Raw genomic sequence first — 21,291 nt, forward strand, 5'->3', positions numbered from 1 at the left:
TTTATTAATACGGCCATTTTTGTAGAAATGCTTCCGCTTTTGATTTTCCGTATTGAATGAGTTCTGCTCTTTTTTCCGGTGTTAATCCGAATTCGGTTGTGAGCACACCTTCAGTCGGAATAAAGATGATGTTTTTTTCAAGTTTCCTGGAAATGTATCTTGAATCATGTGCATCTTTCATCGTAGTAAAGAGTGCTTCATACATATCAATCGCATTTTTGATTTGTTTTTTTGGCTTTCCGACTAGATCGTGACTCAACTTCACCCCGATGACCGGTCTTACCTTTTTCACATTTTCCCGATCGAACAGCCACATTGGAAAGTTACTGAGCACCCCACCATCCACCATGAAACTTATTCCTTCTAAAGAACGCAGCTTTACAGGTTCAAAGAAGTAAGGAAGACTCGCACTCATTCGTATCGCCCTGGCCACAGGAAAGGTTTCTTTCGCTATGCCGTACTTCTCTAGATCATCTGGAAGAACCAATAATCTGCCATTCGATAAATCCGAAGCGATGACCCGGAGAGACTGGGGTGGTAAATCGGCAAACGTATAAATCCCTCTTGCTTTCAGCTTCTCTTCTACCCAGCTTTCAAGCGCCACTCCTTTATATAAACCTAAACGATAGTAAACCCGAAACCATTTTATAATAGGGAGAGAGATGATTGCGTTTGAGTCCAGCAATTTACTAATTTCAATATCATCCATGATTTTGAGGAGCTCCCTGCTCGAATAACCGGCCGCAATAAATGCTGCAATCACCGCTCCGGCACTTGTTCCTGCGAGCCTTTTAAATTTGTAGCCCTTCTCCTCTAATGCTTGATAGGCCCCAATCAACGCGAGCCCCTTTATGCCTCCACCTGAAAAAACACCATCGATGTCCAAAGGCCTCACTCCTTCAATGTCTATTACTACATCTTTAATTCACAATGAAGGGTTTTAGACTAAAAAAATAGGAAGGGAACAAGTCCCCTCCTATTTTTCTTCATTTATTATAGACCGCATTTCAGCTGGGCCCCGCAGTTTGTACAAGTATTACAGCCACCCATATCTTTTACCGTCCCTTTACGGCAGACTGGACACGTATTCCCAACTTCAGAACCAATGGTCACGTCAGTTGAACGTACGTCCTGAATCGTATCAAGTAATACGATCGGCTTTTTCGATGTAGGAATGTCTTTTTGTTCCTGTTCGTCCTCGTCATCAAAGCTGTTTTCTTCTGCCTTAAGGGTAAGAACCTGTGAATCACGGCTTCCGTCAACGTAGACGGTTCCACCTTTTGCTCCACCTTTATACAGTCGCTCATACACTTTTTCTACTTGCTCGACTGTATAACCACGAGGGGCATTAACCGTTTTTGAAATTGAGCTGTCGATCCAATTCTGAATCACACATTGGACATCGGCATGTGCTTGTGGCGCCAGGCTCATGGAAGAAACAAACCATTCTGGAAGATTGTCAGCATCTGCATCTGGATTTCTCTTCAAGTAATCCTCTACAATATCCGCTTTCACTTCAATGAACTTACCAAGACGTCCACTTCTGTAATATGTGAAGGAGAAATAAGGTTCAAGACCAGTAGATACTCCAACCATCGTACCTGTTGAGCCTGTTGGGGCAACGGTCAATAGATGAGAGTTTCGAATCCCGAACTGTTGAATGTCTTCCCGAACATCCTCAGGCATTTTCTTCATAAAACCTGTTTCCACAAACGCTTTACGTAAAGCTTTCGTTTCTTCGTCGGTACTTCCTGTAAGGAATGGGAAGCTTCCCTTTTCCTTGGATAATTCAACGGATGCACGATAAGCGGTTGTTGCGATGACTTCAAATACTTCATCCACAAGTCTGTTGCCTTCTTCAGAACCATATTCTTTTTCACAGTAGATCAACAAATCTGCAAGACCCATTACCCCAAGACCAACACGGCGCTCACCAAGTGCCTGCTTTTTGTTTTCTTCAAGGAAGTACGGAGTCGCATCGATGACATTGTCCTGCATGCGCACACCCACTTCAACGGTACGCTTCAATTTTTCAAAATCCACGGTTTTCGTCTCTTTATTGGCAAACTGAGCAAGGTTGACAGCTGCCAGGTTACACACGGAATATGGAGCAAGAGGCTGTTCACCACACGGGTTCGTAGCAACTACCTTTTGACCATATGCCTTCGCATTCGTCATGTCATTCGCGTTATCAATGAAGAAGATTCCGGGTTCCGCTGAGTAAGTTGCACAAACGTTGATAAGATTCCAAAGCTCTTTCGCCTTGATCTTACGGTAAGTACGCACTTTGTAGCCAAGCTTTTCCCACTCACGGACATCACCAACGTTGTGCCATTCTTCATTATAGTATTTCATTTGCTCTTCATTATAAGTTTCCACATCAGGGAAGCGCAGTTCATATTCACGATCGTTTTCAACGGCTTCCATAAAGTCGCTTGTCAGGCAAACCGAGATATTCGCACCTGTCAGGAATTCTGAATTATGGACGCTGTACGTTCCGCCTGTACGGAGCTTTTCTTCTGCATTCTTAAGGATTTTCGCATCAAATCCACCGTAGCCAGGGATTTGTCTATAATTAAGGATTCCTTGATACATCGCTTCCTCTTGTTCTGTCAGAGGTGTGAATTTCAATTTATCCTGTGCTGCTTTTTTAATGGTTTCATCTTCTGTATTTTCAAGAAGATAACGCAGAATACGCGGGTTTTGCATTTTGGATATGATGAATTCGATAATATCGGGATGCCAATCTGAAAGCATGATCATTTGTGCTCCACGTCTTGATCCGCCCTGCTCAACCAAGTGAGTCAATTTAGCGATGTCATCCAGCCAGGAAACCGACCCGGAGGATTTACCGTTCACGCCTTTGGCCAGAGTATTTCGCGGACGAAGAGTTGAACCGTTCGTTCCTACACCCCCGCCTCGGCTCATGATCTCCATCACCTGCTTGCGATGTTCCGAAATTCCTTCACGAGAATCCTGTACGAAAGGCATCACGTAGCAGTTAAAATACGTTACGTCCGTTCCGGCACCCGCTCCGTAAAGCACCCGGCCAGCAGGGACAAAATGCAAATTCACTAATTCATGATAGAACTTTTCAAACCAAACTTGTCTCTTTTCAGGAGTTTCTTCCACTTCTGCCAAGCCTGTTGCGTTACGCTTCGCAATTTGTTCATAGTAGACTTCCAGTGGCTTCTCGATTACATCAAGTGTTCTTGAGACGATACCGGTTTCCATTTCTTCCGGCTTGTCGATGGCACTTCTGTACTCTTCTTCGATCCAAACATCTGCTTTCTTTGTTTCCCAGTCGATGCTCGAAATGTAACCTAATCCTCTTGCAGGGAATTTAGGATCTTCTTTGATGGTGAGGACCACGAAATCCCCTTCAGAAAGAGTGATCTTTTCCGTGTCTTTGAAAGAATAGCGATCAATCATGACAAGACGGGATACACCTTTGTGTGTAGTATTCATATCTGGGGTTATGGGATGTACTTGAGGAAATAATCCGATATCCTGATTTAATCTTTCGATGTTTAATTTCATTGTGTTTTTCGACGCAACAGTCATAAAGACAACTCCTTCTATCTCAAATCTTTCATTTGTATGTTGATTACTTTGATGTCTAATATCAAGTAATACGATATCATAGCTCTAATAGAAAAGCAATAAATAAACACAACATATAGTGTGTTAAAAATTATTCTACACACCACATATTGTGTTTCAGGTCAATAGGTCATTTGTTTGTCAAACGGTTAATAAGCCAATAAAAATAGAAAACAGGAGGAAATAATAGAAAATCATATAATACTCCCACCATTTCTATTAATTTAGAACTTGATATAAATCCAAGTCGCGTAATAGTTGGTAAAATAGGAAAAAAGCGACAAGCATCGCTTTTTTTCTACAAAAAAATTTTTATCGCTTAAAATTCCAGTCATCTGATTCGTACCGGGTCCCGGCAAGGTCCACAACATATTGTGTTTCCTCTTCAGAAAGTTCATACGGTTCCAGGTGGATATTCAATCCTTCTTCAAAACCTTTTTTGAACGCTTCCTTCGCCATATCCATGGTAATAGATTCAGAACTGATTTCGTTCATCGCGACGGCCTTGCTTTTAAATGCCCGCTGCATACGCTCTTTTACCCGGTCCGATGGATACTTAAACAGGCTGAACAGCTTATCCTCGTCAAGATCCAATAGTATGGAACCGTGTTGAAGGATGACGCCTTTCTGCCGGGTCTGGGCACTTCCAGCCACTTTTCTGCCTTCAACGACTAACTCGTACCAGCTTGGCGCATCAAAACAAACAGCCGAACGTGGATTTTTTAATCCTTCCCGCTCTTCTGCTGTTTTCGGAACAGCAAAGTAGGCTTCGAGTCCAAGTCCTTGAAATCCTTTTAAGATCCCTTCAGAAATCACTCGATATGCTTCCGTAACCGTTTTAGGCATCTCTGGGTGTTCCTCGGAAACAATGACACTGTACGTCAATTCATGCTCATGCAGAACCCCTCTGCCTCCCGTCGGTCTTCTGACAAAGCCAAGTCCGTGCTCTTTCACTGCTTCAAGATTGATTTCCTTTTCTACCTTTTGAAAGTATCCAATCGAGAGCGTTGCGGGATCCCAGCCGTAAAACCTGATCGTGGGAGGAATCTTCCCCTCGCTATGCCAATCCAATAGCGCCTCATCAAGTGCCATATTAAAAGAAGGAGAACAATTCCCTGAGTCAATGAATCTCCATGTTTCTTTTTTCATGCAACATACCTCATTTACGTCTTCTCTTTATTATTTTGTTATGTAAAAAATCAACTTCATTTAAGTCCGTTACTAGTCTATCAAATTCAAAAGAAAAAACAAAGAAAAACAGATTGGAAAGTGTTTGCTGTAAAATAATAAATTTGTTTTGATTCTCGAGGCTTTCATGAATATAATAGAAGTTAGCGCATTTGTAGAAAGGAGCATGAATGATGGAAGGAATATATATTCTTTTAGTCGTACTTGGTGGAATCATTGTTTATTCACTCTTTACGTTCTTCTATCAAAAGAGAATTGTGAATACTTTGACTGAAGAAGAATTTAGAGCAGGATATCGGAAAGCTCAGTTGATAGATGTTCGTGAAGCGAATGAATTTGATAACGGTCACGTACTTGGCGCACGAAATATCCCCCTCTCTCAAATTAAAATGAGACAAAAGGAAATCCGTGCCGATCAGCCCGTTTACCTTTATTGCCAAAGCGGACTCCGCAGCGGAAGAGCAGCTCAAATGCTTCACCGCAAAGGGTACCGAGATCTTCACCAATTGCAGGGCGGCTTTAAAAAGTGGACAGGTAAAGTAAAGCATAAAAAATAATGTGAAAGGATTGCCTTTGGGTGATCCTTTTTTTGATTGGTGGAAGTAGTGGGCTGGGCTCCCGGGTAGAGTTGGTTTTATATTACATAGGTCCGTCCCTCAAAAAAAATCCCCGCAGCGATTGGCTGCGGGGATTTCCAATTTATATTCTTTAGTTTTCTTTTGTATAACGCAGTACCGGTTTTCTCGCTGCGAGTGTTTCGTCCATACGTTTGACGATGGTTGTATGAGGTGCTTCCTGGACGATTTCCGGCGTTTCTTCTGCTTCTTTGGCAATCTGGATCATGGCATCAATGAAGGAATCGAGTGTTTCTTTAGATTCTGTTTCAGTTGGCTCGATCATCATGCATTCTTCCACATTTAATGGGAAGTAAATCGTTGGCGGATGATATCCGAAGTCGAGTAGACGCTTCGCAATATCCAATGTCCGGACGCCCAGCTTCTTTTGACGTTTTCCGCTGATGACAAATTCATGCTTACAATGACGATCGTATGGAAGGTCAAAGTGAGGAGCCAGTCGGCGCATCATGTAATTTGCATTCAGGACTGCGTTTTCTGTAACGGCTCTCAGCCCGTCTGGACCCATCGTTCTGATGTACGTATAGGCACGAACGTTGATTCCAAAGTTCCCATAGTAAGGTTTTACACGGCCAATGGAATCAGGACGGTTGTAATCGAATTCGAACTTATCGCCATTTTTCACCAGGACCGGTTTAGGAAGGTATTTAATCAAGTCTTCCTTCACTCCGACAGGACCGCTTCCCGGACCACCGCCTCCGTGAGGTCCCGTAAACGTCTTATGAAGATTTAAATGCACGACATCAAATCCCATGTCCCCCGGTCTGGCTTTTGATAATACGGCATTTAAATTGGCACCATCATAATACAGCTTACCGCCTGCTTCATGAATGATTGCAGCCATTTCCAGAATGTTTTCTTCAAATAATCCAAGTGTGTTCGGATTGGTCAGCATCAGGGCTGCTGTATCATCTCCTACTACACGCTTCAGATCTTCCAAATCAACTAATCCATTCTCGTTTGATTTTACCGTTACCGTTTCAAAACCTGCTACAGTCGCACTGGCAGGATTTGTTCCATGAGCAGAATCCGGTACGATGACCTTCGTACGGTGAGTGTCGCCATTTGCTTCATGGTAAGCCCGGATCATCATAAGACCCGTCCACTCTCCATGAGCACCGGCAGCAGGTTGAAGGGTCACTTCATCCATGCCCGTGATCTCTTTCAAATGCTCCTGAAGATCATACATCAGTTCAAGGGCACCTTGAACGCTTTCTGCTTCTTGCAGAGGATTGATATGAGCAAATCCATTTAAGCGTGCAACGTTTTCATTCACCTTCGGATTGTACTTCATCGTACAAGATCCTAATGGATAGAAACCGGAATCCACACCATGATTACGTTTTGATAATGCCGTATAATGACGCATGATATCCAGTTCGGATACTTCTGGAAGCTCTGGATCTTCCGAACGGATATAATCCGATGGGATGAGATCCGATAATTCAACCTGTGGTACATCCATTTCAGGTAAGCTATAGCCTACACGGCCTTCTTTAGATAATTCAAAAATAAGAGGTTGATCTTGCTTATTCATGACAATCCCCCAATTCTGCTACGAATGCGTCGATTTCTTCTTTGCTGCGAAGTTCAGTAACAGCCACTAGCATGTGCTGAGATAACCCGTCATCCATTAATCCTAAATCGTATCCACCAATCATTTCTTTTCCTAATAGCTTTTGATTGATTTCTTTAACCGGCATATTTACCTTTACGACAAACTCATTGAATGATGGTCCTTCAAATGCAATGGAGAACCCTTTTGCTTTAAGGGCTTCTTTTGCATAATGTGCTTTTTGGATATTTTGAAGCGCCATCTCTTTAACGCCTTGTTTTCCAAGCGCCGTCATGGCTACAGATGCAGCGAGTGCATTTAATGCCTGGTTTGAACAAATATTCGACGTGGCTTTATCTCGACGGATATGCTGTTCACGTGCTTGAAGAGTCAGAACAAACCCTCTGATTCCATCTTCATCAACTGTTTGACCAACAAGACGGCCTGGAACTTTACGCATAAGCTTTTTGTTAACGGCGAAGTATCCACAGTGCGGTCCACCGAATGCACTTGGAATACCAAATGGCTGTGCATCACCAATGACGATATCAGCGCCTAGTTGTCCAGGTGGAGTAAGTGCCCCTAATGCAAGGGGATTTGAAGAAACCACGAACATCGCTTTTTCAGCATAAGTCACTTCTTCGATGGCTTTTAGTTCTTCTACCCGGCCGAAGAAGTTAGGATATTGAACGACTACCGCTGCAATTTCATTACTCATTAATTTCTTAAGTTCTTCCACATCCGTAACACCGTTATTGTGCGGGATTTCTACGACTTCTATATACTGACCTTTTGCATAAGATCGTAAAACATCACGTGATTCCGGATGCACAGTGCTTGAAACCAGGACCTTTTTCCGACGGGTCTGCCCTGCACTAAGCATAGCTGCTTCGGCAAGAGCCGTTCCTCCATCGTACATGGAAGAATTGGCTACATCCATGCCGGTCAGCTCACAAATCATCGTTTGGAATTCAAAAATGGCTTGAAGTTCTCCTTGCGAGATTTCCGGCTGATATGGTGTATAAGCTGTATAAAATTCAGAGCGTGATAATACATGATCCACGATGATCGGCATGTAGTGGTCGTATACTCCAGCCCCTAAAAAGGATGAATGACTTTTCAGGTCAGCATTCTTCGCTGCCATTTTGGTCAGTTCCTTTACCAATTCCGTTTCTGACTTCGCTTCTTTGATTTTGTAATCCCCTTTGAAACGAACCTTCTCAGGAATATCTTCAAATAGATCGTTAACGCTGTCTACTCCTATGCTGTCTAACATTTCCCTTTGATCCTGCTCTGTCATCGGTAAATAACGATGCTTCATGACCGTCATTCCTCCCCTATTTCTTTGGTCTTTTATAGAATGGTGTGGCTACTACTTTCGCTTTTAACTTTTTCCCTCTGATTTCAACCAGCACTTCCGTATCTAAAGAAGTAAACTTTTTATCAAGTAATGCTAATCCTACATTTTTCTTTAATGTTGGCGATTGTGTACCGGTCGTGACTTCCCCTATTTCTTCTTCACCGGAATACACCTTATATCCATGACGTGGAATTCCGCGATCGATCATTTCAATCCCGACGATTTTTCTTGGGGCGCCTTCATCCTTTTGTTGTTTCAGCACTTCCTGACCATTAAATGGAACCTCTTTATTCACTTTTACGGCGAATCCAATCCCTGCTTCGATCGGCGTGATCGATTGAGATAATTCTTGTCCGTAAAGGGCAAGGTTCGCTTCAAAACGCAATGTATCACGTGCACCAAGTCCGCATGGAAGTACACCATGCTCCTTCCCTGCATCCAGGATGGCTTTCCATATTGCGGCCGCATCACCTGCATCACAGTAAATCTCAAATCCATCTTCCCCTGTGTAACCGGTACGTGAAACAAGTGCATGCTTACCGTCTATATTCACTTCGGTCTGGAATTTAAAAAATCCGATATCGCTTAGTGAATGTTCGTTTGTAAGTATTTGTAAAACCTGTTCAGCAAGTGGACCTTGAAGTGCCAATTGCGCCATATGTTCAGAGATGTTGTTGATTTCAACCCCATCGACTTCATGTTCTTTCAGCCACTGAAAATCTTTATCTATATTTGCCGCATTTACAACGAGCAAATAATCATTATCTTTTATTTTATAAACTAATAAGTCATCGACCGTCCCACCGTTTTCGTAGCACATAGCCGTATACTGAGCTCCTCCATCTTTTACTTTGGAGACATCATTTGTCATCATTCTTTGTAAATAGTCAAGAGCCCCTTCACCCTTCACTTCAATTTCTCCCATATGAGAAACGTCGAATAGTCCAGCTCGGGATCTTACCGCTTCATGTTCTTCTTTAATGCTTGAGAATTGCACTGGTAAAGCCCAGCCACCGAAGTCGATGGTCTTTCCTCCATACTCTTTGTACACTTCGTATAAAGGTGTTTGTTTTAACTCTGACATGACTTTTCCCCCTTTATCTTCCTTACATGCATAATCCTTAACCAAGTTTTATCCCATGAAAAAAGGACAGAAAAACCCCTTTTCATAAAGAAGTTTTCTCTGTCCTTGCACCTGAAAGTTTACCGAAGAACGGCTTTCCCCTTTGGTGGTTTCCCATACGGAAACACTCTCCAGAGTTGCGTCCAACAAGAGTCTTTTTGCCTGAGAGATTCACACTTAAATGTGCTTGCTCCTTCGGCGCTGAATGCACAGTCTCTCCCCTTGTTATCATTCGCCAATATTCCTTGAAACATTTGGTCATACTAGAAATATACAGAAGAAATGTTGTAAATGTGAATGTTCGGATTTTCGAGTTTTTTAAACATTAGAAAATCTATTTTCATCCTACCATTAAATACGAGGATTGAGCAATCATTTTTATTAGAATTAAGGAGATGTTTTTCAGATGAATGTTGAGGTTTTATTTGATGAAGAATGGGGCGAGGGTCTCGAGAATTTAATTGATAACGATGGCCCATGGGGAAATTGGGAGCTTTATAAGCTGGCCATCGAATTTGAACATCATCTTGCAATTCCGAACTTTGAAGGCCTGCAAGCACCAAAACATTTGGCAAACGTCACTCCGCTCCCCCATCAGCTTGAAGCAGCAAAGCAGGTTGTCGAAACGATGAACGGAAAAGCGATCCTTGCAGATGAGGTTGGATTAGGTAAAACCATTGAAGCCGGATTGATATTAAAAGAATACATGATTAGAGGATTAGTGAAGAAAGTATTAATATTGGTTCCCGCTTCCCTGGTCTCTCAATGGGCCTATGAATTAAACAGTAAGTTTTTCATTCCGGCTGTTCCGCAACGAAAAAGTTACGTATGGGATCAGTGCGATATTGTCGTTTCATCCATGGATACGGCTAAGCGGAGCCCTCATCGGGAAAAAGTGTATGAACAGGACTATGATTTGGTGATTATCGATGAAGCTCACAAACTAAAAAATCATAAAACAAAAAACTATGAATTTGTCCAGAATCTAAAAAAGAAGTTCTGCCTTCTTCTGACAGCGACACCTATCCAAAATCGTGTTGAAGAAATCTTTCACCTAGTTTCTCTCCTTAAGCCTGGACATCTCGGAAATGAATCCGGGTTTTCTGACAGATATAAAAAAGGGGACCGTACTCTTCAAGAGGACGAACATTTAAAAAGTCTCATTAACAAAGTGATGATTCGTAACAGACGCAGCGATACGGGAATTGAATGGACAAAACGGCACGTAAAGACTGTCTTAATCGATTTTAACGAAGCCGAAAGAGATTTATATAACAGCATCGATCTGCTCAGGGGGAACTATGATGACTGGGCTAATTCAAGCTCCTTCTCGCTGATGACACTTCAAAGAGAAGCATGCAGCTCTCGTGAAGCAGTATTTTACACTCTCAAAAACATGCTTGAGAAGAAGGAAGCTCCCACGGTTGGTTTTGAGAATACTATTGGCACCCTGATGAAAAAAGTAGAAAACGTGACAATGAACTCCAAGGCTCAGAAAGCATTGGAAATCGTTCAATCGATCAATGATAAAGTGATAATATTTACAGAGTACCGTGCGACACAGCTCTATCTGCAATGGTTCTTAAAACAGCATGGAATAAGCTCCGTACCTTTCCGAGGTGGATTTAAACGGGGAAAAAAGGACTGGATGCGTGAACTCTTTCAAAAGCATGCACAGGTGCTAATTGCTACTGAGGCCGGAGGGGAAGGAATCAACCTCCAATTCTGCCATCACGTGATCAACTTTGACCTGCCCTGGAATCCTATGAGGTTAGAGCAACGGATCGGTCGTGTCCATCGTCTCGGACAGACAGAGGATGTTCACATCTACAATTTCGCTACCAGAGACACGGTCGAAGAACATATATTAAAACTTCTTTATGAAAAGATCAATCTCTTTGAACGAGTGATCGGACAATTGGATGAAATCCTTACCCGCCTGGATTTCCGTGACTTCGAAGAGCATGTAACCGATATTCTTTCTTCATCCAGGACGGAAGGGGAAATGAAGATAAAAATGGAGAATTTAACGAGTATGATTCAATTTGCCGAACAATTAAAGGAGGAGAAATCAAATGCAGCAGCACGAAATTCATCAATTTCTTGAGAGATACTTCGTGGCTAATGGATGTGACCTGGTTGCGAACGGAAACGGCCATATGACCGTCCAACTCACGATTGATTTGGATAAGGAGCTGATGAACCGTCCTTTCTATTGGCATTACCTTGAGAAAACGGGAGGTATTCCAAATCCTATGACATTGTCCCTTATAACGAATCCGGATAAAGCACCTGAAGACTTAAAAGGAGAACCTATTCACTTTGGTTCTCCACGGTTACACCAAATCTTCCATTCAACACGAAATTTAGCAGGGTATATTCGCTTATACGAAAACGGGCACACACCGAGTGGTCAGCAAACCCCTCTTCATCCCTGGCTCGGACTGAATATCAAAATTTCGTATCAATCCAACCGAAAGAAAGACAGCATTCGAAGCATCGGATTAAATCTGATCAATGGCGTACTTCTGGAAAACTTTCATTCGTCATTGATGTCCAGAAATCTGACACCTAAGATTCCTGATTTCTCGTTCACATTGACACCGATCATCAAACCGAGAAGCGGAGTGAACCGCATTCAAACGTACCTGTATGAAGAGATCAAAAAGGAACCTGTTGAATGGGCTGAGCAGGCACGAAAGACGTGGGAGGAAGATTTACAATTATTGAATCACTTTTATGGAGATCAAGAGGAAAAACCCGAATCCTATTTCCTGGAACAACAAGCCTTAAAAGAACAATATGAACCTAAGATTTCTATTGATATTATTAACGGCGGGATTTTTTATTTACAGAACAACAATTGATTGTTAAACGGAGTAAGTGCTTTTAGACGCTTACTCTGTTTAACTCCAAAAAAAAGACTGCCAAAAGGCAGCCGTTGATTATTTATTTTTCTTAAACATGATCATGAAAGCATATGGTATGATCCCGAACCAGCGAAATAGGAATGGTTCTCGCTCATTCTTCCGCTGCTTCTTTATACTTTTACGTTCATGAGGTGATTTTTCATAATGTTGGACAAATGTTTGTGTTATGAATTTAACATAATCATTCACTGACATAAAAGCACCACCTCCTGCTTTTATCAGTATGCCCGGCTATAAGTAATTTTATTCAGCTTGCCCATCTAGATAAGGAAGTATTTCTTCAATAACCTCTTCTATGGTTTTATTGTCTGTATGAATCGTTATGGAGCTCCCGCTCTCATACATTGGGAAGCGAAGGTTGAATAAACTCGATAATCGTTCCTTTGAATTATTTTGTACGAGTGGACGATTTTCATCGCCTTCTAAACGGGACCATAATGAAGCAAAAGGACAAGTCAGGTGGAATACAAATTCCTGTTGTCGCAAGATCTCCCGGTTCTCTTCCCTTTCAATCACTCCACCACCAGTAGTGATAACCGCTTGCTTGTTTGCCAACTCAAGGAGCACTTTGTTCTCCAGATTTCTGAAATGTTGTTCCCCCTGCTGATTGAAGATCTCTTTAATGGACTTTTTCTCTTTGTTTTCAATGTAACTGTCCATATCAATGACCGGTAGATTCAGTAATTCACCAAGATGTTTCCCAATCGTCGTTTTTCCTACCCCCATAAATCCAATAAAGAAAATCGGTTTCATATTCTACTCCCAACTTATTATGTGTTTTGTTTCCCTATTATACACAACCGTCGTCGGAAGAAAAAGCTTCTCATCCCGTTTGAACGTCACTTCCAATCGTATTTCATCCGGGGTGACCATTTCGCTGTGGGTCACGATTTCACCATAATTCCCTTTCAATTGTTTGGAAGTAAGCATCCCACTCTCCATCTCCAACAGAATCGCATGGGATACACTCACGTTTCTTTCATAAATGTTTTTCATATTTGTTAAGTATAGATATTTACTTATAAAAAGATCCTTTGCAGCAAACCCTACAGATAAAATAACCATCAGAAGGAACAAAGTATATGGCAATATGAACCCCTTATTGTTAAGGCTTTCCTTCTCCTTGTTCGGTTGAAAAGTAAAAGAATTCCCCCTCCACTTTTTCTCCACCCACAAACTCCAAATCCATATGCACTCCCTGGATAATGGATGCAAAGCTAAATGAATCCACTGACTGTAGTACCACTTCATGCCCTTGATTATTTACCCTCCTTCGAATGGATTGATTATACTTTTCATACGAAATGGATTCACCACTCACTAGGAAAGAAATCTTATCAGGCGTGATCACTATACTTTCCCCTCTCCATATTTCATTTCTCAAACTCTCATTGAATAAATTCCATTCATAATAATGCGGTGGAACCATATCATTTTTTATCGTAGAGAAGCCCTTCATGATGAGTGGAATGCATAGTGAAATCATGCAGAATACTGTAAAGCTTAACAGAACCTCGATTAATGTAAACCCATTGTTATTCAGCCTTTGAGATACAGACTTCATGGGGATCCGCACCTCTCTTATGATAGTGGACACATGCTTCTTCATTGAATCCGCCTTTCCAATCGAATTCGTATCTGACACCTTTATACATTCTTGAATGATTCACATACTCGTGCCTGACGATTGCCTTCTCCACCCCTTCTTCAAGAAATTTCAAAGCCTCCACTTCATGCTGAAGTCGTTGAAGTTGAGAAGCATATTGGATCAGAAAAGGTATAAATACGCCTGCTATCATAAGGATGCAACTGAAGGCAATAAGGGTTTCCGGAAGTGAGAAACCTTTAGTATTCCTGTACATAAAACCTCCCTTGCCCAATTTGAAACATGAGCTGAATCATGGTATCTCCCATTTTAAAGTTCAACTTGCCAAATCGATTTGTATTTCCATCCGGATAGAATGTGATGTCTGTTAAGCTGTTAATGGATGTAATCTGAATGGAAGATGAAATCTCTCTTGAGACAATCGTTTGTCTAGTAGCGGTTTTCGCAACGTATTTATTGGTTACAGGGTAAAAGGTCACTGTGATGGGAACTTGATGTCTGATGCTGTAGCTTTGGATCTGGTAGAGGTCTGATTGGAGCTGGGAAAGAAATAAGTCCTTTTCATTCCCAGCTTTCATAGGAAAGATGGAAAAGCTGACCCAAGTCAGAAGGGTCGTGAAAATCAATAAGACGACAAGCATCTCAATAAGGGTATACCCTCCTTCCCCATTTCTTACTTCATTAATTAGAGGTTACCATCCCTTCAGCATCAATTGTGATGGCACTTCCGTCAGGGCAGGCTTTATAATTCTCATTTAAATACCCATCTGTAACGAGGGTATCTATGGTGACGGGAAGCGCATTCCCATCCATTTTGTACGCCTCAATCTGGCCTTCCACCATGTGAACAAATGCTTCGCAGCCTTTGGAGTTAATTGAATTACTTTGGTTGGTGACGTTGGGTATCGTAATAAAAAGCAATACAGAAATGACTAATAGAACAATCATCATTTCGATTAGGGTGAAGCCTTTTTCGTTTTTAAGCATGGTGTTCCTCCTTCGGTTTTGTGAATTTTTTACTAATGAGAATGCGGTGACTCGACGAAATTCATTTCATTTTCTGTTGTGTCGAGGCATTGCTACATTTCTAAATACCCTGCATCATCTGAAATAACGGCATCATAATGGAGAAGTAGATCGTCATGATGAAAAGACCTACAAAAGTAAAGATCATCGGCTGAATATATTTAAGCAATGCATTGGTATTCTCCTCTAATTCTTGGAAACACATTTCGCTATAAAGTCCCAGTTCTTCTGCTAATCGTCCATTGGATTGCCCGTGATGGACAACAAAGGGTAACTCTTTTTGAAAAAACGGAAGCGATGAAAAACATTCATGAAATGGTTTCCCTTCTTTTAATCCTTTGATCAATTTTTTTGAAACGTATTGTAACGTTGGTCGGAAGGATTGACTTTCAATGATGAGGAGTGACTCTGTAATGGATACCCCGCTTGTGAGAAGGAAGCTTAGTTCTCTGGCAAAAAAGTGTGAGTGACCAAGCCTTAAATAATTTGACAGATAAGGAATTTTGCATAGGGCGACTGAGATTTTAATTGGAGAAATTCTTTTTTGGAACAGGGAGAATACTATGGTGCAGATAATGAGTGATAGTAAAACTATACTGAAAATTAATGGGAAGCTTTCAATGAAGTGTAAGAGGTACTTTAGATTTGCTGAAGGTTCATATCCGATAGAAGTATACAAAGATTGAAATCTTGGGAAAAGCACGTTTTGAAGCAAGACCATCATTAAAATCGATACAACGATGAGCATGAATGGATACTGAATGACTTGTTGGATTTTCTGCTGATTTTTTCTTCTTTTTATCAGATAGTTTCCCGCCTCTGATAGAGTCTGGCCCATTTGACCATGATGCTCGGCAAAATAAATTTGTGCACTGACGTGGCTCGGGATGTTCAGCTGTTTGTTGATGACCGAAGAGACGGACTCTCCTTTTTGCAATGATATAATCATTCTCTCTTTTAATTTGAGGGTATTCTTTTCTTTAGGGAGCAGGAGAAAATCGATGGCTTCTGAAAAACTATAACCCTTTTGGAGGAGGTCTCCAAGTCTTTTAAGAAACTTACCTTGATCATCGCTTCTCTTCATGTATCCATTTCCTATATTCAAGTTCTGAAACAAACCCCAGTGCCACCCCCTTATTGATCAAGGTTTGGAGTGTATGATATTGATATTGGACCGACTCCCCTTTCGCCTCTTTTATTACTTCTTTCAAAGCACTTCCTGTTACAATTTCATAGACAGAAGCTCTATTAACCTTTTTACCTCGAAGACAATTCCCCCCACACTCCGTTTTGCAAATCGGGCAAACTAACTTTAGTAACCTCTGTGCTGATACGGCTAACAGTGTTTGTTGAATATCATGCCATTCAATTCCTAATTCCATTAAACGGTAAATAGCACCTTTTGCATCCCTCGTATGCATGGTCGTGATTACTAAATGACCAGTAATAATAATAGGACTATGCAATAAAAAAACCCCTTCATTATTAAAAGGGGGAAATACTGTGTTTTCTGGAACATTACCAACACTCTAGATCTCATATTGAGCTCAGCAATTTATGACATTTACTAATTCGTGTCATCAATGTGCTCAGATTTTGAAACTCCAGGTTCATAATCCATAAAACCAATGATGTCATCGAATATCGCTATTGTGTCTTTATCTTTATCTGCAATATGTAAATTATATTTCTCTAAATTATTCGTAATATCATTTATCTCTTGTGTACTTAAATCTGATCCAACTTTTTGTTTAATTATGACTTGGTAATTCATTTTATTATTCATCGGTTCTTCTGATTTTACTAATGTAGAGAAAGGTGTTTCATAAATTGTATGCACATTTTCAGGATATTCTAATGAAAAATACATTTCTTGATTCCCTTTTGTCATACTCTCATAAATATCTAAATCCATTAAATAATCTACTAAATATTTTACTTCTTTTTTTGAAGCGTCATAAGCAATCTCAAAATTTGTAATAATAAATTTAGGTGGTAATAGTTTTTTTTCTAATGTGTATCTGTTATCCAGATGAGCTTGTGCTAAATCCTGTTTTGGCTGTGCTTCTTGTTGACTTACTGCTTTATCTTGATTTGTGGCTGTGGCTGTCGCTGTCGTTTCTTTTTTTGTTTCGTTATCAGAAGATGAAGATTTTTCTATAGTTGAACATCCTAGTAAGGAAAACATGACCATAAGAATAACCACAAACATATTAGTGTTTTTTAGCATTTGTGTATTTCCCCCGTTATTTTAAAGATTTATATATGTATTTAATTTAGTTCATAAATAATCCGACCCTAAAATGATCATTTCCTTTAAAAAGAAAACCCAATGAATGTACTTCTTCATCGAGTTTTCTAAATTTATTTTCTTATTGCTCAGTTTTAGAACTCCATGTTGCATAAGTATAGTTTGCAGTGGTTGTTTGTCCATTAGTTAGGTTACATGGTGGGGAGATGTAGTAACGTGTCCCAGTAGACTTAACCCATTTACTTCCAGCAGTTAACTTCCAACTTCCTTTTGGAATTGACCAAGTCTTAGTTATTGTTTTGGTATTGTTATATCCATACCCAACGTTTGCAGTAATTTCAGCTCCTGCTACCAAAGCATCAAAAGATGCCTTTCCACCTAGTGATACTGTTGCCTGATGGGAAATTGCAACTGAATGACTGACTGAGTCATTACTAGAACTACCATTATATGCATAATGTGTGAAATCTGTTTTAGTTGAAGTTGTTTTACTTCTATATGAAGTAGTATATGAACCTACTTCCGGACAAGCGTTGGGTTGATCAGAAATTTTTAGATCCGGGTTTTTTTGTGCACTTACCGAGCTTAGAGAGAAACTTGAAAGTGATAATGCAAGACCTAGTGATAATAATATTTTCGATGATTTCAAACTGAACATCCTTTCACTGATAGTATTATATTCGCTCAAATTCTAATAAAAAGTTACTTTACTTCATATATGAAATAAAACTGCGTAAATTTAATCAAAAATGAACTTACATAGAGGTATTTAGGCCTAAATAGTCTCTAAAGCGATTATAATCCATTAGTTTCTTGAATTGTATAAATATTCCTAAAAGAATAATTATTCTTACGGGAATAATTATTGTAATACTTAAAAAATTCATGTAAGATTTAGAAAAATTAGCAGTTTAGAAATAATAATTCTTACTAAAGTGCATTTTTTCACATCACATTTATTTATCTTGGAGGGCAACCATGAGTAAGAATCTAATGTATTTATCTATTTGTTTTTTAGGAGTTTGTATCCTTTTAGGTTCCTGGCTAATTTCGAATTCATTACAGAAAGATTCTGTTGCAAAAGACGAATCTAGATATGAACTAGTTCCAGTGAACGAACAAAATATCATTCTTTATGATAAACAAACTGGTGAGTATTGGAGAAAATTCATTGAACCAAACGAGGGTCCAACTAATTGGGAAAAACAACCTTCTCCTATTGCTTCAGAATAAGATTAAAACCTGAACATCACTTTGTGTGATGTTCTTTTTAACGCTCCTACACGTAAAATAGTAAATTTTACATATATATTTGTAATTTATGCAGGAAAATAGTATCACTTCCTTGAATATTTTATTAATAAAGTAAAGGAGGAAGTATATTGAAGAATAAAATTAGGTGTGTGCACTGTAAGGAATATTATCAACCACAAGATCAAGTCGCTCTAAATTATGCCAACAGCATTTTACACTTTGATTGCCCAGACAATGAGAACCTTCCAATAGTTGATGAAGGAACCTTTGAAGAAATCGTAAAGAGGTATTCTTTTTTTAGTGACAGTTTGCTTGACTAAGACTTCTATTGAGAATCGTTGTTGAGTTTTATCTTGGAGAACATATAGATGAAATGTAAAAAGCCCAACTCAATTGAGTTGGGCTCTCTTGTTTATTTACTCTTTTTGATAAGTTTTTGTAGTAAATCATTAGCTTTTTGCTTAGCAGCTGTAGTTTCTTTAGCTAACACCTTAGTTGACAGTATTTTGTTAGTCTCTGAAAAAGTAACCTCAAGAATATCCCCTTCCTCTGCAGGAAGTACTATATCCTTATCAACGATTAATTCCTCTGATTCATTTGATCTCAAAAGGAGTGTTGCTTTGTTTCCTTCTATTTGATCCAATGTGTATTTTTTAATATTCACTTACTAACTCTCCTTGAGAATTGTATAGTTTAGCAGTATCTCCCGCATTATTCCAGATATAAGCTCCAGTCCATTTTAAGTAGGTAGGAGGATTGTTAATTGCATTCGCTCCAGAAGTAATATGCACTGAGCTCCCTGATTTAAGGATGAAGTTTGCTGGAAAATTAAAGGTTTGATTACCTTCAACACTTACTAAAGTCCATCCTGTCATGTTAGTGTCATTGCTGCCATTATTTTTCACTGTTACAACCTCTGTGCTCAGATTAACACCTGTTAGTGAAACATCAGCAGTTGGTTCTGGAGTCGGCTCTGGCGTTGGCTCTGGATTGGGATTGGTAGGTTGTTGGCCAATATAAATATAATCCCCATCGTCAGACATTTCTATTGTACCATTAACTGTAGAGATTAAATCTACACCATAGTCCATTAATCTATTGTAAACTTCACTGTGGGGGTGACCGTACTGATTCCCTTCACCGTAAGATAGAATCCCAAAAATAGGGTCTACTGCTTCAACAAAGGCTTGTGATGTGCTTGTGTAAGAGCCGTGATGACCTACTTTCAGTACTTCGGCATCTAAGTCATATTCTTGAATTAAACGTTCTTCTACGTCTACTCCAGCATCACCGGTTAACAAGTAATCAACTTCTTCATGAGATACCATAAGTACGACACTAGCATCGTTGTTATCTGTATTATTAGCACCGCTATTCAGCACTTCTACGTTTACAGCCTGATCTAATTCAATATAGTCGCCTTCTGCTGCAACCTTAAAGGGAATATTCTTCTGATCGATCAATGATAAATATTCTAGATAAGTCTCTGAAGTATGCGGTTTTCCACTATCGATTACTTTACCTACTGGAAACTCATTAAGAACATCAATTAATCCTCCAATGTGATCAGCATCTGGATGAGTCGCGACCATTACATCAATCTTATTAACTCCTTGTGACTTTAGGTGACTTACAACCTCATCACCTGCTGATTTCTTACCTCCATCAACAAGCATCGTCTTACCATTAGGCATTTCAATGAAGATACTATCACCTTGTCCTACATCAATGAAATGCACCAATAGTCTCCCTGGAGAATCATAGCCTAATTCATTTAGGGCATTTGTTGAAATCGCATTTTCTCCTCCTAATACATATGTATTAAGAGTTTTATCGCTTAAATATTGTTTTGTTTCACTGGCTGAATGTTCTGGGTGAATCAAGAGTATTCTTGCATTCATTTTATTAGCTAAACCAGAAGCAGCAACTGCATCAGGATAATCTTGTTTTGTAGAAGATGAAGACGTTCCACGAACTAAAATTATGTTATCTGAATTAATGTTCAAATTTTCTGCTGCAGCTACGCTTGTTGCGTAACGATTGATTCCTGAAATTCGTTTTACTGAAATCCCTTTTGCCTTTAATTCTTTTTCAACATTAGTTGAAATAACACCTACTCCTCCATATACATCTACTTGTTTAATAGAAGAAGGTAAATTCACACTAAGTTGATTTTTTTCTGTTAGGTAAATAGGAACTTGATTAATAGAGGATGCTGCGGAAGCAGATAGGGCATCGGCAACAGTGTATCCATTAGCAAGAATTGCTTTGGTACCTTTCGAAGTCCCTGCCACTTTATTTATCTCAGAAGCAGTTTCGAATCTACTTTTTCCTGCTACACGTTGTACATTATATCCCTTTGATCTTAGAGAGTTTTCTACATTAGCAGAGATAGCAGCAGCTCCACCAAGCAAATAAACCTTTTTAGTACCTAAACGTTTTAATTCGTCTACTACAGATTGATCTAATTTTGTTGGATATGTAAGTAGAATGGAAGCGTCCTTCACTCCAGCTAAACTCGCTGAAGCTAATGCATCAGCCGGATTGTCAGCTCTTGCTAACACAACCGCTTTTTCAGAAGATGTAAGTCCATTTGGCCACCCTTCTTTTGAAACTTCAATAGCAGTGTCTAACCTAGTGCTTCCAGAGAGTCTTGTGTAATCACTTGCTGCTTCACTAGAAAACGGATAAACAATGATACTACTAATCACTAAAATAATTGAAAATAATACAAACGATACTTTTTTCATATGATACCTC

24 protein-coding genes and 2 riboswitches are annotated in these 21,291 nt (G+C 39.8%); of the genes, 5 read left to right on the forward strand and 19 right to left on the reverse strand.

Annotated elements, in window-relative coordinates; all coding sequences use genetic code 11:
• Nucleotides 1-4 precede the first annotated feature (4 nt).
• From FZC88_RS16245 to FZC88_RS16255, 3 genes are all read right to left on the reverse strand, one after another.
• Nucleotides 5-886: a patatin-like phospholipase family protein gene (locus FZC88_RS16245; protein WP_148969596.1), complete on the reverse strand. Its 882-nt coding sequence runs from the start codon at nt 884-886 to the stop codon at nt 5-7.
• Between the two features lie 107 nt (nt 887-993).
• Nucleotides 994-3,564, reverse strand: coding sequence for a vitamin B12-dependent ribonucleotide reductase (locus FZC88_RS16250; protein ID WP_148995649.1), 2,571 nt, complete (start codon nt 3,562-3,564; stop codon nt 994-996).
• 351 nt (nt 3,565-3,915) lie between these two features.
• Nucleotides 3,916-4,752: a lipoate--protein ligase family protein gene (locus FZC88_RS16255; RefSeq protein WP_148995650.1), complete on the reverse strand. Its 837-nt coding sequence runs from the start codon at nt 4,750-4,752 to the stop codon at nt 3,916-3,918.
• A gap of 212 nt (nt 4,753-4,964) precedes the next feature.
• Between FZC88_RS16255 and FZC88_RS16260 the strand changes: the two genes are divergently transcribed.
• A complete protein-coding gene (locus FZC88_RS16260) occupies nt 4,965-5,348 on the forward strand; it encodes a rhodanese-like domain-containing protein (protein ID WP_148995868.1) in 384 nt (127 codons plus the stop codon).
• A 151-nt stretch (nt 5,349-5,499) separates the two neighbouring features.
• Here the strand turns inward: FZC88_RS16260 and gcvPB are convergent, their stop codons facing one another.
• Genes gcvPB through gcvT form a run of 3 tightly spaced genes read right to left on the reverse strand, consistent with a single transcriptional unit; the run spans nt 5,500 to nt 9,425 of the window.
• Nucleotides 5,500-6,963 carry an aminomethyl-transferring glycine dehydrogenase subunit GcvPB gene (gene gcvPB, locus FZC88_RS16265; RefSeq protein ID WP_148995651.1) on the reverse strand — a complete coding sequence of 488 codons (1,464 nt, stop codon included), beginning with the start codon at nt 6,961-6,963 and terminating at the stop codon, nt 5,500-5,502.
• Nucleotides 6,956-8,302, reverse strand: coding sequence for an aminomethyl-transferring glycine dehydrogenase subunit GcvPA (gene gcvPA / locus FZC88_RS16270; RefSeq protein WP_148995652.1), 1,347 nt, complete (start codon nt 8,300-8,302; stop codon nt 6,956-6,958). Before gcvPA ends, gcvPB begins: the two co-directional genes overlap by 8 nt.
• A 16-nt stretch (nt 8,303-8,318) precedes the next feature.
• The gene (gene gcvT / locus FZC88_RS16275; RefSeq protein ID WP_148995653.1) at nt 8,319-9,425 is read right to left on the reverse strand and encodes a glycine cleavage system aminomethyltransferase GcvT; all 1,107 of its coding nucleotides are present in this window, start codon (nt 9,423-9,425) and stop codon (nt 8,319-8,321) included.
• Between the two features lie 97 nt (nt 9,426-9,522).
• A riboswitch (glycine riboswitch) is annotated at nt 9,523-9,601 on the reverse strand.
• A gap of 3 nt (nt 9,602-9,604) precedes the next feature.
• Nucleotides 9,605-9,696: riboswitch (glycine riboswitch) on the reverse strand.
• Between the two features lie 174 nt (nt 9,697-9,870).
• On the opposite strand from gcvT, the gene FZC88_RS16280 reads away from it, so the two are divergent.
• Together FZC88_RS16280 and FZC88_RS16285 are read left to right on the forward strand one after the other, a co-directional pair.
• Nucleotides 9,871-11,571, forward strand: a complete 1,701-nt coding sequence (locus FZC88_RS16280; RefSeq protein ID WP_148995654.1) for a DEAD/DEAH box helicase — start codon at nt 9,871-9,873, stop codon at nt 11,569-11,571.
• Nucleotides 11,540-12,331: a YqhG family protein gene (locus FZC88_RS16285; protein ID WP_148995655.1), complete on the forward strand. Its 792-nt coding sequence runs from the start codon at nt 11,540-11,542 to the stop codon at nt 12,329-12,331. Before FZC88_RS16280 ends, FZC88_RS16285 begins: the two co-directional genes overlap by 32 nt.
• 78 nt (nt 12,332-12,409) lie before the next feature.
• On the opposite strand, the gene FZC88_RS16290 is transcribed toward FZC88_RS16285, so the two are convergent.
• From FZC88_RS16290 to FZC88_RS16340, 11 genes are all read right to left on the reverse strand, one after another.
• Nucleotides 12,410-12,589 carry a YqzE family protein gene (locus FZC88_RS16290; protein ID WP_044340022.1) on the reverse strand — a complete coding sequence of 60 codons (180 nt, stop codon included), beginning with the start codon at nt 12,587-12,589 and terminating at the stop codon, nt 12,410-12,412.
• A 48-nt stretch (nt 12,590-12,637) separates the two neighbouring features.
• The gene (locus FZC88_RS16295) at nt 12,638-13,147 is read right to left on the reverse strand and encodes a shikimate kinase (RefSeq protein ID WP_148995656.1); all 510 of its coding nucleotides are present in this window, start codon (nt 13,145-13,147) and stop codon (nt 12,638-12,640) included.
• A 3-nt stretch (nt 13,148-13,150) separates the two neighbouring features.
• Nucleotides 13,151-13,483, reverse strand: a complete 333-nt coding sequence (locus tag FZC88_RS16300) for a hypothetical protein (RefSeq protein WP_148995657.1) — start codon at nt 13,481-13,483, stop codon at nt 13,151-13,153.
• A gap of 16 nt (nt 13,484-13,499) precedes the next feature.
• Complete coding sequence (gene comGF, locus FZC88_RS16305; protein ID WP_187443687.1) at nt 13,500-13,958, reverse strand: competence type IV pilus minor pilin ComGF; 459 nt, start codon at nt 13,956-13,958, stop codon at nt 13,500-13,502.
• Nucleotides 13,930-14,256, reverse strand: a complete 327-nt coding sequence (locus FZC88_RS16310) for a hypothetical protein (RefSeq protein WP_148995659.1) — start codon at nt 14,254-14,256, stop codon at nt 13,930-13,932. Before FZC88_RS16310 ends, comGF begins: the two co-directional genes overlap by 29 nt.
• Entirely contained in the window at nt 14,240-14,686 is a 447-nt protein-coding gene (comGD, locus tag FZC88_RS16315) for a competence type IV pilus minor pilin ComGD (protein WP_148995660.1), read from the reverse strand. The genes FZC88_RS16310 and comGD overlap by 17 nt, the downstream gene beginning before the upstream one ends.
• Nucleotides 14,682-14,987 (reverse strand): competence type IV pilus major pilin ComGC, encoded by a 306-nt coding sequence (comGC, locus tag FZC88_RS16320; protein ID WP_148995661.1) that lies wholly within the window; start codon nt 14,985-14,987, stop codon nt 14,682-14,684. Before comGC ends, comGD begins: the two co-directional genes overlap by 5 nt.
• Nucleotides 14,988-15,087: 100 nt before the next feature.
• Nucleotides 15,088-16,110 carry a competence type IV pilus assembly protein ComGB gene (comGB, locus tag FZC88_RS16325; RefSeq protein WP_148995662.1) on the reverse strand — a complete coding sequence of 341 codons (1,023 nt, stop codon included), beginning with the start codon at nt 16,108-16,110 and terminating at the stop codon, nt 15,088-15,090.
• The gene (locus FZC88_RS16330; protein ID WP_262371891.1) at nt 16,094-16,492 is read right to left on the reverse strand and encodes an ATPase, T2SS/T4P/T4SS family; all 399 of its coding nucleotides are present in this window, start codon (nt 16,490-16,492) and stop codon (nt 16,094-16,096) included. The genes comGB and FZC88_RS16330 overlap by 17 nt, the downstream gene beginning before the upstream one ends.
• A gap of 101 nt (nt 16,493-16,593) precedes the next feature.
• Nucleotides 16,594-17,256: a hypothetical protein gene (locus tag FZC88_RS16335; protein WP_148995663.1), complete on the reverse strand. Its 663-nt coding sequence runs from the start codon at nt 17,254-17,256 to the stop codon at nt 16,594-16,596.
• Nucleotides 17,257-17,398: 142 nt separating this feature from the next.
• Entirely contained in the window at nt 17,399-17,926 is a 528-nt protein-coding gene (locus tag FZC88_RS16340; protein ID WP_148995664.1) for a hypothetical protein, read from the reverse strand.
• A 329-nt stretch (nt 17,927-18,255) separates the two neighbouring features.
• Between FZC88_RS16340 and FZC88_RS16345 the strand changes: the two genes are divergently transcribed.
• On the forward strand, nt 18,256-18,510 hold the full coding sequence (locus tag FZC88_RS16345) for a hypothetical protein (RefSeq protein WP_148995665.1): 255 nt from the start codon (nt 18,256-18,258) through the stop codon (nt 18,508-18,510).
• A gap of 149 nt (nt 18,511-18,659) precedes the next feature.
• Nucleotides 18,660-18,851, forward strand: coding sequence for a hypothetical protein (locus FZC88_RS16350; RefSeq protein ID WP_148995666.1), 192 nt, complete (start codon nt 18,660-18,662; stop codon nt 18,849-18,851).
• Nucleotides 18,852-18,943: 92 nt separating this feature from the next.
• Here FZC88_RS16350 and FZC88_RS16355 read toward each other — a convergent pair whose 3' ends face one another.
• Together FZC88_RS16355 and FZC88_RS16360 are read right to left on the reverse strand one after the other, a co-directional pair.
• The gene (locus FZC88_RS16355) at nt 18,944-19,195 is read right to left on the reverse strand and encodes a DUF3006 family protein (RefSeq protein ID WP_262371892.1); all 252 of its coding nucleotides are present in this window, start codon (nt 19,193-19,195) and stop codon (nt 18,944-18,946) included.
• Entirely contained in the window at nt 19,185-21,281 is a 2,097-nt protein-coding gene (locus FZC88_RS16360) for a cell wall-binding repeat-containing protein (RefSeq protein WP_148995667.1), read from the reverse strand. The genes FZC88_RS16355 and FZC88_RS16360 overlap by 11 nt, the downstream gene beginning before the upstream one ends.
• Between the last annotated feature and the right edge of the window lie 10 nt (nt 21,282-21,291).

The sequence above is a fragment of the Rossellomorea aquimaris genome, assembly GCF_008180865.1.
Lineage (GTDB): Bacteria > Bacillota > Bacilli > Bacillales > Bacillaceae_B > Rossellomorea > Rossellomorea yichunensis.

What these genes read in the sequence shown, in the direction of transcription:
- FZC88_RS16250 (WP_148995649.1), bottom strand. Translation starts at nt 3,564, where the DNA reads ATGACTGTTGCGTCGAAAAACACAATGAAATTAAACATCGAAAGATTA.
- FZC88_RS16255 (WP_148995650.1), bottom strand. Translation starts at nt 4,752, where the DNA reads ATGAAAAAAGAAACATGGAGATTCATTGACTCAGGGAATTGTTCTCCT.
- FZC88_RS16260 (WP_148995868.1), top strand. Translation starts at nt 4,965, where the DNA reads ATGGAAGGAATATATATTCTTTTAGTCGTACTTGGTGGAATCATTGTT.
- gcvPB (WP_148995651.1), bottom strand. Translation starts at nt 6,963, where the DNA reads ATGAATAAGCAAGATCAACCTCTTATTTTTGAATTATCTAAAGAAGGC.
- gcvPA (WP_148995652.1), bottom strand. Translation starts at nt 8,302, where the DNA reads ATGAAGCATCGTTATTTACCGATGACAGAGCAGGATCAAAGGGAAATG.
- gcvT (WP_148995653.1), bottom strand. Translation starts at nt 9,425, where the DNA reads ATGTCAGAGTTAAAACAAACACCTTTATACGAAGTGTACAAAGAGTAT.
- FZC88_RS16280 (WP_148995654.1), top strand. Translation starts at nt 9,871, where the DNA reads ATGAATGTTGAGGTTTTATTTGATGAAGAATGGGGCGAGGGTCTCGAG.
- FZC88_RS16285 (WP_148995655.1), top strand. Translation starts at nt 11,540, where the DNA reads ATGCAGCAGCACGAAATTCATCAATTTCTTGAGAGATACTTCGTGGCT.
- FZC88_RS16290 (WP_044340022.1), bottom strand. Translation starts at nt 12,589, where the DNA reads ATGTCAGTGAATGATTATGTTAAATTCATAACACAAACATTTGTCCAA.
- FZC88_RS16295 (WP_148995656.1), bottom strand. Translation starts at nt 13,147, where the DNA reads ATGAAACCGATTTTCTTTATTGGATTTATGGGGGTAGGAAAAACGACG.
- comGF (WP_187443687.1), bottom strand. Translation starts at nt 13,958, where the DNA reads ATGAAGTCTGTATCTCAAAGGCTGAATAACAATGGGTTTACATTAATC.
- FZC88_RS16310 (WP_148995659.1), bottom strand. Translation starts at nt 14,256, where the DNA reads ATGTACAGGAATACTAAAGGTTTCTCACTTCCGGAAACCCTTATTGCC.
- comGC (WP_148995661.1), bottom strand. Translation starts at nt 14,987, where the DNA reads ATGCTTAAAAACGAAAAAGGCTTCACCCTAATCGAAATGATGATTGTT.
- comGB (WP_148995662.1), bottom strand. Translation starts at nt 16,110, where the DNA reads ATGAAGAGAAGCGATGATCAAGGTAAGTTTCTTAAAAGACTTGGAGAC.
- FZC88_RS16335 (WP_148995663.1), bottom strand. Translation starts at nt 17,256, where the DNA reads ATGCTAAAAAACACTAATATGTTTGTGGTTATTCTTATGGTCATGTTT.
- FZC88_RS16345 (WP_148995665.1), top strand. Translation starts at nt 18,256, where the DNA reads ATGAGTAAGAATCTAATGTATTTATCTATTTGTTTTTTAGGAGTTTGT.
- FZC88_RS16360 (WP_148995667.1), bottom strand. Translation starts at nt 21,281, where the DNA reads ATGAAAAAAGTATCGTTTGTATTATTTTCAATTATTTTAGTGATTAGT.